The sequence below is a fragment of the Myxococcus sp. MH1 genome, from assembly GCF_059738865.1.
The window spans coordinates 7,753,930-7,768,945 of the sequence record NZ_AP026947.1 but is presented as its reverse complement, the minus strand read 5'-3'; the positions used below and the strand labels follow the sequence as shown (position 1 = coordinate 7,768,945).

The window sequence follows — 15,016 nt, the reverse complement described above, 5'->3', positions numbered from 1 at the left end:
TCACGGGTTCGGGGTCCTCTCGCCGGTGTCGCTGCTGCCCGACACGGACATGGCCTTCTCGCGCGCCTCGTTGGCGAAGCGCGACGCCTTCACCGCGAAGTCCACGCCGGCTTGGTAGTCGGAGTAGCCAACCTCCTCACGCGCCTTGTCGAGGTACAGGTTCGCGGCGGTCCACTCGTACGGAGCCAGCTTGTCGGCTCCGGCCGTGCGCGCGGCCTGAATCTGGACTTCGGCGTCGAGGATGTTCGCGGTGGACTTCACGGGGCCGCATGCGGCGAGCGCCCCGGCCACCGACACCAGCACCGTCAGCTTCTTCATAGCGTGGCGCCTCTAGAGGAGGGACAGAGGCATCGGTCGTATCAATCGCCTCTTGGGGGGTCAAGAATCGGGCAGACCCTGTTGGTGGGGGGGCGGCCCGGCGCCAGGGACTTTGACGGCCGGCGCATGGCTTGCCATCGTCCCCCTCCCGTGCGCCCGCCCGTCCTCCCCGCCCGCCTCCTGCTGCTCTTGACGCTGCTCGTGTCCCCCCTGGCCCTGTCCGCCCAGGCATCCGCCGCGAAGCGCGCCGAGCGCCAGGCCGAGACGGAGAAGGTGGTCCAGACCGTCCTGCAGGGCGGCGCCGTGCCCGCCGCCGTCTCCCGCCTGCGCTACCTGCGCGAGGAGCCCTTCGCCGCGGACCTCATCACCGAGGCCCTGCGCCGCGCCCTGGACGAGCGGGTCCGCCGCAACCTCGTCGCGGTGCTCGCGGGGCTGGACACGCGCTCGGCGGAGCCCGCGCTGGTGAAGCTCGCCGGCGACGGGGACAGCACGGTGCGCATGTACGCCGCGCAGGGCCTGGCCCGCCTCAAGAGCCGCAACGTGCAGGTGCTGCTGCCGCTGCTGAACGACAAGAGCAGCGGCGTGCGCCGGGACGCGGCCCGCGCGCTGGGCGCCTCGCGCAACCCCAAGGTGGGCAAGGCGCTGATGGCGGCCGCCAAGGAGGAGCAGGAGCTGGAGGTGCGCGCCGCGATGCTGGCCGCCGCCGGCGAGGCCGGGGACGCGAAGCAGGCAAAGTCCCTCAAGGAGTTCCTGGAGAACGACTCGGAGAGCACCCGCTTCGCGGCGGCGCGCGGCCTGTGCCGGCTGGGCGCCCCGGAGGGCTTCGCCTTCGCCAACAAGCTGCTCGGCGACTCGGACCGCTTCAAGCGGCGCCAGGGGCTGGATCTGTTCGAGGGCGTGGTGGCGAAGAAGGCGAGCCCCGCGCTCAAGCCGCTCCTGGAGGACAAGGACCGCACGCTGGCCGCGGGCGCCGCGCGCATCCTCTACCAGGGCGGCGACCCGTCCATGCTGGACTGGCTGGTGCTGGCGTCGTGGAACGCCAAGAACGACGAGAAGCTGGCGTACGAGAAGGAGCTGGAGACGCTCCAGCTCCCGGATGATCGCCGCAAGGTGATCCTGCGAAGGGCGGGCGTGGCGCCATGACGTGGGCGGTGGTGCTGGCCTCGGCGCTGTTCACCCAGGCGCCGGGGGCCTCCTCGAAGCAGGACGTCGCGCCCGGAGCCGCGCGGCTGGTGGAATCCGGTTCGGCCGCGGCCCAGGCGGCCACGGCCACGCCCGCGCGCGCCAACGGTTGGACGGGCCTGGACGCGAGCGGCTTCGCGGCCCTGGTGGCCCAGGCGACGGAGGCGCCCCTCTCCGAGCGGCTCCTGTCGATGAGCGCGCGCTTCATCAACACGCCCTACGTGCTGTCCCCGCTGGGCGAGGGCTCGGGCGTGGACCCCGACCCGACCTTCCGCCTGGACGCGGTGGACTGCCTCACCTTCGTCGAGCAGTCGATGGCGCTGGGGCTGGCGCGCTCCGAGCCGGAGGTGGGCGCGCTGCTCGAGCACATCCGCTACGCCCGGACGCCCTCGTACGAGGACCGCAACCACCTGATGGAGGCGCAGTGGCTGCCCAACAACATCCGCAAGGGCTTCCTGCGCGACGTGACGCGCGCGCTCGGCGGTGAGGACACCGTCAGCGTGACGAAGACGCTGACGAAGACCACCTGGCAGTCGCGCTCGTCGCAGTCGCTCCAGCTGCCCCGGGAGCGTCAGCCGACGGGCACGTTCGCGCTGGACATGATTCCGCTGGAGAAGGTGATGGCGCACGCGCGCGACATCCCCTCCGGCACCATCCTCGTGGTGATGCGCGAGGACCTGCCCCTCAAGGCCACGCGCATCACCCACCTGGGCTTCGTGGTGCAGCGCAAGCACCGCACCTACCTGCGTCACGCCTCGCGCGGCGGCTACAACCGCGTGGTGGACGAGGACCTGGAGACCTTCCTCACGCGCAACTCGCGCTACGCGAAGTGGAAGGTCACCGGCGTGAGCCTCTTCGAGGCGCGAAGGCCGGACAGCGCTCCGGCGAGCGCGGTGGTGCGCTCGCCCTGACGGACGTCAGAAGGCGGGCGGCGGGGGCGAGGAGCGCTCGGTCTCCCGCTCCTCCTCCTCGGCGGCCCGCGCGGCCTCGTCATTGGTGGCGGCCTCCTGGGCTCGCTCCCGCTCGATGAGCAGCGCCGCGCGCTCCCGCATCTCCTCGGGCACGAGAATCTCCCACCAGGGGAGCAGGTTCCCGGTGGTCAGCTTGTCCACCACGCCCGAGCGTCCCGCGCGCACGAGCACCGGGATGTCCCGCTCCTCGAGCATCCCGGTGAAGACCTCCACCATGAGCGGGTTGTCCGTCGTGCCCGCGCGCGCGAAGACGCGCTGGTCCAGCTCGTGGGGCAGCGGCAGGCCTCGCCGGCTCATCTCGCTGGCCTCGACCAACCGGGGGCTGCCCGGGCAGTCCGAGCATTGCTCGATGTCATCCCGGTACTCCGAGCCGCAGCTGGTGCAGTATCTCATGTCCGTCCCTCCTGCCCGTGGATGTCCTGGAGGGACATGGTAGGGCCGCTGTCCCGTCGCGGCACCTGGGGCCCATCCTTCCGTTCACTGCCGGGCGTCGTCGCCCGACCAGTGGCGGGCCTCCGCCCCCAACCTGCCCACGGCGCTGCTCAGCCGCTCCACGTCGATGGGCTTGCGCAGCATCAAGTCGCAGTGCTCGGCGCCATCCACCTGCGTGTAGCCCGACACCAGGATGACGCGCGTGCGCGCGGAGCGGGCCTTCACCCGCCGGGCCAGCTCCGTGCCCGTCAGTCCCGGCAGGGACTCGTCCGTCACCACCACGTCCGGATGCGTGCTCTCGAAGGCCCTCCAGCCCGACAGGCCGTCACTCGCCGTGACGACGTCGAAGTCGAACTCGAGCAGCTCCGCGAGGAGCTCCCGGCTGTCTGCGTCGTCCTCGACGAGGAGGACCTTGATTTGCTCGGCACCCATGCGTCTGGGTAACCCTGGCACCTGTCGGAAACGTCCGCCGCGAAGGCCGCGCCACCCGCGCCGCGCCGCTCGGAGGGCAGGCGGCCGGAAGAGCGCCCCTCACCGCGGGGCAATGGGCTGTCCATCCGCCGGGGACTGTCCATCTTTGGCCCCGGAGGTGATGCCATGAAGGTGTTGATGCGGGGCGTGCATCTGACCCTGACGGATTCCCTGAGGGACTATCTGCAGGAACATCTGGTGAGCCACATCGAGCGGTACGCGGACGACGAGGCGGCGGAGATCGACATCTCGCTGGTGGACATCAACGGCCCGAAGGGCGGGGTGGACAAGGAGTGTCGGGCGACGGTGCGCATGCCGAACTTCGCGGCCATCCACGTCACGGAGACGGCGGAGACGCTGTTCCAGGCCATCGACGCGGCGCGTGACCGGCTGGAGCGCAGCGTGCGCAAGGCCGTGGAGCGGCGCCGCGAGGTGCGCACGGACGGGCTGCCCGACGACGTGGCGGCGAACGTGCCCACCTATTAGCGCAACACGTATCAGGGTGTAGGGCCCGGTCTTCCTGGCTGTGGGCCAGGCGGCCGGGCCCCAGTTGTCCGCTGTCCGAATCTTGCTGGGTCCGAATGGTGAACGCTATAAGCGGAACCCTTCACCCATGGGCTAAAGGACGGCGATGGTCCGCCTCAAGTTCCTCCTCTTCGCGTTCCTGGTCATCGGACTGGGGCTTGCTCATCTCCCGATGTTGTCGGGACCGCTTCGCGCGCGCGCGGTGGAAGGAGCCACGGCTCAGTCCGCCTCGGGCGTGACGGAGGTGGCGCGCCGCGTGGATGCGCGTCGCGCGGAGGTCCAGGCGCTGGCGCTGAAGCTGGCCGCCACGCCGGACGTGGCGAGCGCGGTGCACGCGCTGCAGCCGCCCAAGCCCGCGACGCCCGCGCGTCCCCAGTACGGCGCCTCTTCTCGCGACAAGGACAAGGAGGACGACAAGGCCGGCTTGCAGCCGCTGACCGCCGAGCGCTTCTCCGCCGTCCGCACCGCCGCCGAGGCCGTGCTGCCCAAGGAGCTCAAGGGCGCGGTGGTGGCGCTGGCCGCTCCGGACGCGGCGTTCCACGCCGTTGTCGGCGGGGAGCCCTCCTCCGACAGCGCGAAGCTGGATGTCGCGGCGCTGGTGAAGGCGGGCACCACGGTGGTGGACGCGCTGGGGACGACCCACGTGTTCGCCGCGGTGCCGGTGTTGTGGGGCGGGGACTTCGGCGTGCAGCCGGCGGTGACGCTGGTGGTGGGCGCGCCGCTGTTCGACGAGGGCGCGCTGGAGGCCGCGGTGCAGGCCTCGGGCGTCACGGCGCTCGGTCTGGTGAAGGGTGATTCGGTGACGGCTTTCGGGCCGGACAAGCTCCTGGCGGAGGGCTCGCTCGCGCAGGTGGCCGCGAACACGAACGGCGTGGTGGTGCGCCGTGGGGCCGTGAAGAGCCTGGGGCCCGTCGCGCTGCCGATGCTCACGGACGGCGACGTCATGGGCGGTCAGGCGCCGCTGGCGGTGGCCTCTCGCCGCACGCTGGAGGGGACCTCGGTGGAGGTGTTCTCCGTGGCCGGGACGCAGGCGGTGCTGGGCGCGCTGGCGGACTATCAGCAGAGCGCGCTCTTCGCCCTGGCGTGCCTGCTGGTGCTGACGCTGGTGTGGGCGGCGATGATGGGCGGCGCTCGGGCCTCGGGTGACGAGGTCCAGGGCTCTTCCGACACGCTGAGCCTGTCGGCCGCGATGGCTGCGAGCGCTCCGGCGGCCATGCCCGCCGCGCATTCCACGCCGCCCCCGCCGCAGCCGGTGGCCGCGGCTCCGACGCCGGGACCGTTGCCGGACCCGTTCGCGTCCTCGCCGCTGCCTCCCGTGCCGACGCCGGGGCCGCTGCCCGACCCGTTCGCCTCCGCGCCGCCTCCTCCCGCGGCCCAGCCGTTCGGGGCGGATCCGTTCGCCCATGCGGTGCCGGCGCCCGCGACGGCTCAGCCGTTCGGGGCGGACCCGTTCGCGCTGCCGCCTCCTCCCGCGGCGCCCGCGCCGATGGCGGACCCGTTCGCGCTGCCGCCTCCCTCGGCGGCTCCGTCCAGCCCGTTCGGTGGGGCGGACCCGTTCGCCCAGGCGGAGCCGTTCCCGTTCCCGGCGCCTCCTGCCTCGACGCCGCCTCCTCCGGCGGTGCCGCCCGCGACGCCGTTCGGCTCCGCGTCGTCCATGCCGTTCGAGCCGGAGCCCAATGGGGAGTCGCTGTCGCCGGCGTCGCCGCGTCGGGGGGCGTTCGCCTTCGAGGACCAGCCCACGGCGGCGTACTCGCTGCAGCAGGCGGCCAACCCGTTCGCGCTGGCGGCGGCGCAGTCTCCGGAGAACCCGGAGACGACGCGCGTCGCGGCGATTCCTCGCGAGCTGCTCCAGGCGAGCGCGCGTCCTCCCGACGCTCCGATTCCGTTGCCGGCGCGGGGTGGGGCGGCTCCCGCGGCGATTCCGCTGCCGGGCGCGGGGCCCTCGGGCAACTCCGCGGTGGCGCTCTCCGAGGAGCAGCACTTCCAGGAGGTCTTCCGCGAGTTCGTCACCACGCGCGAGCGCTGCGGCGAGCCGGCCGACGGCCTGACGTACGACAAGTTCGTGCAGAAGCTGCGCAAGAACAAGGAGCAGCTCGTCCAGAAGTACGCGTGCAAGACGGTGCGCTTCCAGGTCTACGTCAAGGAGGGCAAGGCCGCCCTCAAGGCCACGCCCGTCAAGGACTGAGCGCGGCGCTCACCGTGAGGTGACAGTCGGAGCCCGAGGCGCAGGTTGCCTCGGGCTTCGTTCGTTTCCGGGGCCGCGGCACGCGGCGGCTCGTGTCCGGTGCGTTGGGCTCCAGGCACGTCCGCGCGTTTCGTATCGATTCGAGGCAGAAGGCTCGCCGCCCCTTGTTCCACACATGCAGTGCGTCGCGAGGGCCACGCCTGCGCGAGGGCTCGTGTCCCCTGGCCCGCGCGCTGGGCGGTGGCTCGAGGCGCTTGGCCTACCGGGCGCTGACGGTCCCGATGCTCTCGGCGCGGGGGAGCACGACGCTGAAGCGCGCGCCCTGACCCGGCTCTCCGCCGACCTCGAGCTTGCCGCCGTGCTCCTGGAGGATGCGCGCCGCGATGGCGAGCCCGAGCCCGGTGCCTCCATCTTTCGTGGTGAAGTACGGCTCGAAGATGCGGGCCCGGTGTTCGAGGGGAATGCCCGGCCCGCTGTCCTCGACCTCGATGAGCGCGTCGGTGTCCGTGCCCTTCACGCGCACGCGCAGGTTGCCGCCCTTGCCGGCCATGGCCTCCTCGGCGTTCTTCACCAGGTTGACCAGCACCTGCGTCAGCATGTCCCGGTCCACCCGCGCCACCACGCCCGTCTGCAGGGCGGGAAGAATCTGGATGCCCTCGGGCGGCGTGGCGTAGAGCGCGAGCACGCTCTGCGCCAGCTCGGACAGGTCCACCGGCGCGAGCTGCGGCTTGGGCATCCGCGCGAACCGGCTGAACTCGTCGACGATGCGACGCAGCCGGTCCACCTCCTCCAGCACCACGCCCGCGCTCTCCTTGAAGAGCTCCGGGAAGCGCGGATGACGTGCCTCCTGCGCGGCGAGCAACGTCTCCAGCGACATGCGGATGGGCGTGAGCGGGTTCTTGATTTCATGCGCGAGCCGCCGCGCCACCTCCTGCCACGCGGCGATGCGCTCGCTGGCCACCAGTCGCTCCGTGGTGGCCTTCAGCTCGGACGTCATGTGGTTGAACGTCCGGACCAGCTCGCCCACCTCGCCCGTGGCATCCGCCGTCACCTGGACGTCCAGCGCACCCTCGGCCACGCGGCGGGCGCCCTCCGTGAGTGCCTCCACGGGCCTCGTCATCCACCGGGACACCAGCAGTCCCAGGAGCACCGCGAACGCACCGCCCAGGCCCGCGAGCAGGACGAACGCGCGCATGACGCCTTCCTCGGCCTCGCGCGCTGCGGCGCGACTGAAGACCAGCCGCACCGTGGCCGTGTCCCCCAACGGCAGCTCCCGAGCCACGGTGGGTGGCAGCGCGGTGCCGGCGCGCGCCAGCTCGTTCTCTCCCGAGACCAGCGTGACCTGGGCCTGCGTCAGTCGCGCCAGGTGCTGCGCCAGGCTGTCATCGAGCAGCACGCCGCCCACGGCCCACAGGCGCAGGTCTCCGTAGTCGATGGGCCGCGCGGTGACGAGCGCGGGCATCTGCCGCAGCCCCGACGACGTGCGCACCTCCACGCGGACGGGGACGGGCTTGGGGGACGACTCGCGGGTGACGGCGAAGAGGACGGGGTCCGGGTCTCCGCGCCGCGCGGGCAGGTGGCCCGAGGAGAGCACCGTGCCTCCTCGGTCGAAGAGCGCGAGCACCGTCAGGCCGCGCGTCTTCATCAGCGCTTCCGCCGTGCCGGCCTGGATGGCGCGGGTGGGGCGCTCGCGCGCCTCGCGGGCGAGGTCCTCCATGGCGGGGCTCTCGACCAGCTCCTCCACCGCGCGGCGGGCCGTCGCGGCCGAGCGCTCCAGCGACTCCTTCGCGCTGAGGGTGGCCGCCTCCATGCGGGCATCCAGCTCGCGCGAGAGCGTGTCACGCAGGCGCGACAGCGTGGGGAGGACGACCACCGCGAGAGGAACCAACGCGAGCAGCGCGAAGGCGAGCGCCAGCCGGGTCCTCAGTCTCAAGAGTGGCTCCTCCAAGCGTGTGGCTCATCCACGCCACTCGGGCATCGCGACATGTGCATGGATGCCGTCCTATCGCGGAGCCCTCCGTGGGCAGCAGGACCGCCCCCATGCACGTCCGCGGAGCTCGGTTGCCGCGCACCTTCGCAATGTGGAGGTCGTGCCGAGCGCACCGATGGCCTCTCTGCGCGACGCGCTCGGTGGACTGGGGCAATGCGCCACCGCATGGCGGCTGCGCCGGCTCGCCGCTCACCCGCGCGGAGAGCCCATCGCGTCACGCTCACGGGCGCCCTCCCACCGCGGCGCCCTCTGCGGGCAGCAGGAACGCGCCGTCGAGCGTCGGCAGGCCCTGCGTGTCCATCACCAGCCCGCCGACCTCCGGCATGGCGCGCACGCCCAGACCCTGTGCATACAGCGGCAGCAGGGGCAGCGTCGCGGCCAGCGCCAACGCACGCTCACGGGCCCTCGCGTCGCGCGCCGCCATGTCCGTCAGGGCGCCGATGGCGGGCAGCTCCACGCCGAGCAAGTCCTTGCGCCCACCCGCGTCCAGCACCACGGCCAGCGCGGGCCCCGGCGCGGGCGGCAGCATCAGCGCATGCAGCATCAGCTCGAAGTCGCCCTTGGCCCACCGCGCTCGCAGGGCCGCTCGCGACAAGGGCTCCAGGGCCACGGTGTAGCCCCGCTCATGCAGCTTCACCTGGATGCGCTCGGCCACCGCGCGCTGGTCCTCGAGCGCCGTGTCGTAGATGAGCGTCACCTTGCGAGACGGGGCCGAGGGAGGCGCCGTGGGCCGCGAGCGAGGACCTTGCGGCATCAGCGCGGGAGGCAGCAGGTGCGGCATGGGCACAGCGGGTCCATGCACGAACAGCCGCGTGAGGTCCTCGCGGTCGATGGAGCTCTCCACCGCCTGGCGGAAGTCGGCGGGGAGCCGACGGGGCGAGAACGCCAGGTACGTCGCGTACAGCATCGCGCCCGACACGGTGTCGGACTCGGACGAGACGCCCAGCTCCACCTGGACCTGTCGCGAGGACCACAGGCGGGCCAGCCCCCGCTCATCGGTGGCCGTGAGCAGCAGCCGGTCCAGGTACGGCCTCCCACGAGGCCAACGGGTCTGCGCATCGAGCGCGCCGCGCCCCGCCGACGAGAACGGCCCCGCCGGAGTCCCAGACACGGGCGCGGCCAGCGCCGGATGGCACAGCGCGCGCTCCATGTCGGGCCAGGGGAACGACAGCGCCAGCTCCAGCGTGGCGCCGCTCGCGTTGACCTGTCGCCCCTCGCCCCGCAGCGGGTAGAGCAGCGCACGGTACGGCGAGGCGCCCTCCGTGCTGGACAGCCGCATCCACGCGCGGGCCAGCGCTCCGGCCGTGGCGGCGTTGGGCAGCGTCAGGCGCGAGACCTGAGGCGTGGGACGCGACATCTCCTGGGCGAGCGCGGGATGGGCCTCGCCCTCCGGCGTCACCGTGCACACGGGGCGCGACAGCAGGCCCAGCAACGTGGCCTCCAGCGGCGTGTCCGCGAGCGACGGCTCCCCGACCTCGGGCGGCCCCGCGTGGGCCATGCGCACCTCTCCGCCATAGCGCGTCCGCCCCGCCGCGAGCGAGGGCGAGGCGCCAAGGAGGACCAGACTGGCGAGCGCGAGACGCGGCGTCATGGGGCACCCTGGCGAAGGAGGAACAGCTCAGCGGTGCCATCCGGCTTCAACAGGCCCACCACCACCTCCCGACGCGCATCGCCGTCCAGGTTGGCCGTCACCACGTACAGCGCGCGCCCTGGAGGCAGCGCCCCCTGCCACAGCGGCTCATGCACGGTGGGGTCGGCGCCATTGAGCGCGTGCACCCGCAGCGCATCCGGTGAGGGCTGCAACAAGGGCGACGTGGTGAGCAGCTCCGGAGTGCCGTCTCCATCCAGGTCCCCCAGCGCGCTGCCCGCTCCCAGTCCGCTCAACCGCGTGGGCGCTGTCCCCGCGCGCGAATAGAGCGAGCCCGTGCCATCCGGGTGCACGAACAACATCCTCGGGGACGCGAAGCCGGCGGTGGTGAAGGGCGCGGAGAGCGTCACGGGCTTGCCGTCCGCCAGCCTCACCTCGGCCTGGAACGCCGTCTGTCCGGGGACGAAGCTCCCGCGCTCGGCGGGGCCCAGCGGGGCACTGTCCAAGGTCCCCACGGGCCGCAGCGTCCCGCGCCCCTTGTCGAGCACGAGCAACTCACCCTGCGACCGCCGGGTGCTCCAGGCGGCGAGGCGGGGCGGCCCCGGAAGCACCGCCAGCGCGCCGAAGGGCTCTCGCGTGGGCGCATTCGAGAAGGGCAGGCCGTCCAGCTCGCGTCGAGCCAACAGGCGTCCGTCCGCGTCGAAGACGGAGACCTCCGCCTCCGTCAGCACCGCGATTTCATCCCGCCCGTCACCATCCAGGTCGCCCGCGGCGAGCGCGGCGATGGGCTGCTCCAGTCGGGCCAGCACGGCCCCCAACAACCGCACACTCCGAGCCCCCGCGGCGGGAGGCGTGGTCGCGGGAGCGCCCACCGAGGCCAGCGCGAGCACCTCCGCGTCCGCGTCCACCGACTCGACGAGCGCGCCCGAGGGCTTCGCCGGACGCGTCGGCACGCGGCCCGACCAGAAGTTCACCCACGTGCCCAGCGCATCGCCACGAGCCCGCAGGGCGCCAGCCTCCACATCCAGCGTCAGCCGCACCAGTGTGCGAGCACCCTGCGCCCGGGCCACGGACTCCGCGGCCTCGGCGCTCGGCGCATCCACCAGGACGGGGGCGAGGTTCGCCGAGGCGAGCCGTGAAGTGAGCACACTGCCCACCGCCCGCCGCAGCTCCGCCGAGCTCCCCGACAGGTACAGGCCCACGGGGGCCTCGGCGGGGAGCTTCCGCACGGCGGTGGCCAGCTCACCCGCGAGCCGCTGAACAGCGGATGTGCCCTCCGCGGAGGAAGACGCCGCGCCCGCCGCCACGAAGGACAGCGCGGGCCAGGCGCCCACGGCGGTAGCGACCCCACCAGCAGATGCAGAGGCTGCTCCCTCGAACACCGACATGGCAGCGGGAGCCTCGGGCGGCAGCCTTCGCACGGCGGGGGCCAGCTCACCAACCGAGGCCGGAGCCGCGCCCGCCGCCAGCGAGGCCAGCAGCGGCGCGAGGACGAGAGTTCGGCTCACAGACCCTTCCTGCCGTCGTCGAGGAAGAACTCATCCGTCGTCACCTGTCCGGGCGGCGGCGCCTCGGCGGTGGGCTGCGTCCCCTCGAGGAACGGCTCCAGTCGCCCCGGCACGGACGAGCCGGCCAGCAGCCCCGTCGCGGGGTCGATGCGAACCTGGAGCACTCCAGGAGGCACCTCGAACTCGCGCGCGGGAAGTCCCTCGTGCGCCACGCGCATGAACTGCAACCAGATGGGCAGCGCGGCGCGACCACCCGTCTCACTGCCACCCAAGGGCGAGTTGTCGTCGAAGCCCACCCACGCGCTGGCCACCCAGTCCGCCGTGTAGCCGGAGAACCACGTGTCCTTGCTCTCCTGCGTGGTGCCCGTCTTGCCCGCGGCCGGACGGTTGAGCTCGCGCACCGCCTTGGCCGTGCCTTCCTCCACCACGCTGCGCATCAACGACGTGGTGAGGTACGCGACGGCCGGCGGCAGCGTCTCCTCGAACGCGGGCTGGTGGTCCTCCAGCAGCTTGCCGCGCGAGTCCCGCACGCGCAGCAGCATGAGCGGCTCGGCCAGCTTCCCGTTGGCCTGGAGCGTGGCGTACGCGTTCACCGCCTCCAGCATCGTCACCTCGCCCGTGCCCAGCGCCAGCGTGAGGTTCTCCGGCATCGCGGAGCGGATGCCCGCCCGGCGCGCGAAGTCGATGACGGTGGGCGGGGTGAGCGCCTCGATGAGCCGCACCGACACCGTGTTCTTCGACTTCGTGAGCGCCTGGCGCAGCGTCATCGGCCCCTCGAACTGGCGGTCATAGTTCTGCGGCCTCCACGCCTTGCCCGTGTACGGGTCGCGGATGGTCTCGGGGGCGTCGTTGACCTTGGAGAGCGGCGTGTAGCGTCCGCTCGCGAGCGCGGCGGCGTACAGGAACGGCTTGAAGGACGAGCCTGGCTGACGTCGGGCCTGCGTGGCGCGGTTGAACGACGAGCGCTCCGCGTCATACCCACCCACCAGCGCGACGACGTTGCGGTTGTCGGGGCGGATGACCACGAGGCCGCCCTGAACCACGGGCACCTGGTCCAGCGTCGCCTCCACGAAGGCTGGCGCGGGCGGGGCCTTCAGCACGCGCACGAAGACCAGCTGCCCCTTCTCGAACACGTCGCCAATCTTCTTCGGCGAGCCCTTGCCCTTCTGCCGCGCCCAGCTCACGCCCGGGAAGGCCACCTCCGCGGTGCGGCCCACCAGGTCCACGCGCGCCACGTTGCGCTTCTCGTCCAGCTCCGTCACGTAGCCCGTCAACCGCAGCCCTTCCTCCAGCGGCTTCAGGCGCACCGCGCGCACCAGCAGCTCCTCCTCGGACGGAGGCGCCTCGTCCTCGGGCGTCAGCTCCGGCCGCTGCTCCTCCGCGCCGTCCACGTCCGCCTCCGCGGTGGCCACCTCCTTGGGGGGCTCTCCCGGCGCGGTGACGCGCGCCAGGGGCTCCAGGTCCGCGACATAGCCCTGGTCCTTCTGCCGACGTCCGGCCTCCTCGATGCGGGTGAGCACCATGGCCCGAAGCCGCGTCCACTGCGCGTCCTCCAGCGTGCCCTTGGGACCGCGGTAGCCCTGGCGACGGTCCACCGCCTCCAGGCCCTCGCGCACCGCCTGCTCGGCGGCGACCTGGAGCCTGGGCACCATGGCGATGTCCACCCGCAGGCCCCCCTGCATCACCGCGTGCTCGCCGTAGCGCTCGATGAGCGTGCGGCGAATCTCCTCCGCGTAGTACGGGCCCACGGCCTGCTCCGGACGCGGCGCCAGGACGATGGGCTTGTCCAGCTCCTCGTCCACCACCTTGCGCGGCACGAAGCCCTGCGCAGCCATCTGCCCCAGCACATAGCGCTGGCGCGACTTCGCCCGCGTCATGTTCGTCACCGGGTTGATGCGGTGGGGAATCTGCACCGTGCCCGCCAGCACCGCCGCCTCGCCCACGCTCAAATCCTTGGCGCGCTTGCCAAAATAATAGAGCGCGGCCTCCTCCACGCCGTAGCGGCGCTGCCCGTAGTAGGACTGGTTGATGTAGAGGCTGAGGATCTGGTCCTTGGTGAGCGCCTCCTCGACGCGCGGGGTGAGGATCCACTCGCGAATCTTGCGCGACAGCTTGCGCTCGGGGGACAGCAGCAGGTTCTTCACCACCTGCTGGGTGATGGTGGACGCGCCGGACTTGCGGCTGCCGGGGATGAGGTTCTTGATGGCCGCGCGGAGGATGCCGAACGGGTCCAGGCCCACGTGCTTGTAGAAGTCCGCGTCCTCGGCGGCGAGGAATGCGTCGCGCACGTGCGGAGGCAGGTCCTGCACGCGCACCACGGTGCGCTTCTCGTAGGCATACTCGGCGCACACCTTGCCGTCCGCGCACGTCACCTTGGTGACCTGCGGCAGCTCGTACGTGCGCAGCGCGTCCACCGAGGGCAAATCCCGGCTGTAGTAGACGTACGCGCCCACGCACACGAGCAGGACCAGGACGAGCCCCACCACGCCGGTGATGAAGAGCCGCTTCGTCCACTTCCAGAGGCGCGCCCCCAGCCCGGGGCGGGGCGGTTCGGGCGCGGTCGGCGGCGTGGAGGGCGGCGGGGCTTCGGGCGGAGTGGGCATCACAGGGGCCAGGGTCATGTGCTTCTCGACGGGGGCCGCACGTTAGACCGATGGGCCGGCGGCGGGAACCGGCCCGACGCCCGCCTGGAGGTCGGTCTCCAGGCGGGGAGGCACTAATGCGGCTCGGGCAGGGGTGAAAGGGCTTCCGGCGTCCGGGTGTCGCTCGGGGCCAGGTCCGCCCGGGCGACGCGGTTCATCCGGTCCGCGTTGACGCGCGCCTGGACGTAGCGGGGAGACAGCCGGGTGGCCTGGGCATACGCGCCCCGGGCCTCCTCCTTGCGGCCCAGCCGCTCCCAGGCCACGCCCAGGTTGTTGTGCACGTAGGCGACGTGGGGCAGCAGCTCCGCCGCCCGCGCGAGCACCTCCGCGGCCTTCGCGTCCTCTCCCGCGCGCAGGTAGGCGAAGCCCAGGTTGTTGAGCGCGTAGCCGTGCTCCGGCTCCAGGTGCACCGCCTGCTGGAAGCGGAGGATGGCGGGGGACAGCTCGCCCGAGGCCAGGTGGGCCCGGCCGAGCGCCTGGTAGCCCTCCGCGTCCTCCGGCGCGCGCACCACCGCCTCCTCGCCCACGCGCACCGCCTCCGCGTGGCGCCCCAGGGACACCAGCAGGCGGGCCTGCTGGATGAGCGCGCCGGCCTCCTCGGGCATCAGGCTCCCCAGCCGCGCGTAGGCCGCGAGCGCCAGCTCCGACTGGCCCTGCAGCCGCGCCAGCCGGGCCGCCGTCATCAGCGCCTCCGTGTCGGACGGCTCATCGTGCAGGGCGCGGCGCACCTCGGTGAGCGCGCCGGACACATCCCCCAGCTCCCTGAGCGCGCGGGCGCGGCCCAGGTGGTCCACGCGGCGGGTGTGCTCGTGCGGCAGGGCCAGGGCGTCCTCGACCGCCACGCGCGGCGCGGGCGTGGACGGGAGCTCCTCGGCGGCCGGGAGGGTGGCCGGGATGGGCAGGGGCGCCTCGGCGAACGCCGGCGCGAGGTCCACGGGGATGACCGCATCGCGGGTGCGCGCGTGCTCGGCCAGGGCCAGCCAGGGGCGCAGCGTGGCGGGCAGGGGGACGTCGGTCCACGCGGCCAGGCCCAGGGCGGCGAGGCAGGAAGGCACCAGCGCCTTCTTGAGCGTGGGCGGCAGGGTGAAACCCAGGGTGCGGCGGGAGGTCTTCTTCGTCCTCGGGCTCATGGCGACCTCGACTCCAGGCGGGGCGTCCGGGAAGGGCGCTCCGGGAGGACACCTGTGGGCGTCCTCCCACCCGG

12 protein-coding genes are annotated in these 15,016 nt (G+C 72.8%); 4 read left to right on the top strand and 8 right to left on the bottom strand.

The features are described 5' to 3' along the window. A complete protein-coding gene (locus AC6JA9_RS30455; protein WP_223745458.1) occupies nucleotides 1-318 on the bottom strand; it encodes a DUF4398 domain-containing protein in 318 nt (105 codons plus the stop codon). A 126-nt stretch (nucleotides 319-444) separates the two neighbouring features. Between AC6JA9_RS30455 and AC6JA9_RS30450 the strand changes: the two genes are divergently transcribed. Continuing rightward, nucleotides 445-1,461 carry a HEAT repeat domain-containing protein gene (locus tag AC6JA9_RS30450; protein WP_497958241.1) on the top strand — a complete coding sequence of 339 codons (1,017 nt, stop codon included), beginning with the start codon at nucleotides 445-447 and terminating at the stop codon, nucleotides 1,459-1,461. Continuing rightward, nucleotides 1,458-2,411: an N-acetylmuramoyl-L-alanine amidase-like domain-containing protein gene (locus AC6JA9_RS30445; protein WP_223745460.1), complete on the top strand. Its 954-nt coding sequence runs from the start codon at nucleotides 1,458-1,460 to the stop codon at nucleotides 2,409-2,411. Before AC6JA9_RS30450 ends, AC6JA9_RS30445 begins: the two co-directional genes overlap by 4 nt. A 6-nt stretch (nucleotides 2,412-2,417) precedes the next feature. On the opposite strand, the gene AC6JA9_RS30440 is transcribed toward AC6JA9_RS30445, so the two are convergent. Then, on the bottom strand, nucleotides 2,418-2,864 hold the full coding sequence (locus AC6JA9_RS30440; protein WP_223745461.1) for a putative signal transducing protein: 447 nt from the start codon (nucleotides 2,862-2,864) through the stop codon (nucleotides 2,418-2,420). A gap of 84 nt (nucleotides 2,865-2,948) precedes the next feature. Then, nucleotides 2,949-3,335, bottom strand: a complete 387-nt coding sequence (locus AC6JA9_RS30435) for a response regulator (protein ID WP_223745462.1) — start codon at nucleotides 3,333-3,335, stop codon at nucleotides 2,949-2,951. A gap of 165 nt (nucleotides 3,336-3,500) precedes the next feature. Between AC6JA9_RS30435 and hpf the strand changes: the two genes are divergently transcribed. After that, on the top strand, nucleotides 3,501-3,860 hold the full coding sequence (gene hpf / locus AC6JA9_RS30430) for a ribosome hibernation-promoting factor, HPF/YfiA family (RefSeq protein ID WP_223745463.1): 360 nt from the start codon (nucleotides 3,501-3,503) through the stop codon (nucleotides 3,858-3,860). A gap of 145 nt (nucleotides 3,861-4,005) precedes the next feature. After that, the gene (locus AC6JA9_RS30425; RefSeq protein WP_497958240.1) at nucleotides 4,006-6,084 is read left to right on the top strand and encodes an MXAN_5187 family protein; all 2,079 of its coding nucleotides are present in this window, start codon (nucleotides 4,006-4,008) and stop codon (nucleotides 6,082-6,084) included. Nucleotides 6,085-6,343: 259 nt separating this feature from the next. Here AC6JA9_RS30425 and AC6JA9_RS30420 read toward each other — a convergent pair whose 3' ends face one another. The 5 genes from AC6JA9_RS30420 to AC6JA9_RS30400 form a co-directional block, all read right to left on the bottom strand. Next, nucleotides 6,344-8,017 carry an ATP-binding protein gene (locus AC6JA9_RS30420; RefSeq protein WP_223745465.1) on the bottom strand — a complete coding sequence of 558 codons (1,674 nt, stop codon included), beginning with the start codon at nucleotides 8,015-8,017 and terminating at the stop codon, nucleotides 6,344-6,346. 277 nt (nucleotides 8,018-8,294) lie between these two features. After that, nucleotides 8,295-9,665 (bottom strand): periplasmic substrate-binding domain-containing protein, encoded by a 1,371-nt coding sequence (locus AC6JA9_RS30415; RefSeq protein ID WP_497958239.1) that lies wholly within the window; start codon nucleotides 9,663-9,665, stop codon nucleotides 8,295-8,297. Beyond that, the gene (locus tag AC6JA9_RS30410; protein ID WP_497960782.1) at nucleotides 9,662-11,050 is read right to left on the bottom strand and encodes a VCBS repeat-containing protein; all 1,389 of its coding nucleotides are present in this window, start codon (nucleotides 11,048-11,050) and stop codon (nucleotides 9,662-9,664) included. The genes AC6JA9_RS30415 and AC6JA9_RS30410 overlap by 4 nt, the downstream gene beginning before the upstream one ends. Before the next feature lie 116 nt (nucleotides 11,051-11,166). After that, entirely contained in the window at nucleotides 11,167-13,791 is a 2,625-nt protein-coding gene (locus tag AC6JA9_RS30405; protein ID WP_497958238.1) for a penicillin-binding protein 1A, read from the bottom strand. Nucleotides 13,792-13,886: 95 nt separating this feature from the next. Next, complete coding sequence (locus AC6JA9_RS30400) at nucleotides 13,887-14,942, bottom strand: tetratricopeptide repeat protein (RefSeq protein ID WP_497958237.1); 1,056 nt, start codon at nucleotides 14,940-14,942, stop codon at nucleotides 13,887-13,889. Nucleotides 14,943-15,016 lie beyond the last annotated feature (74 nt).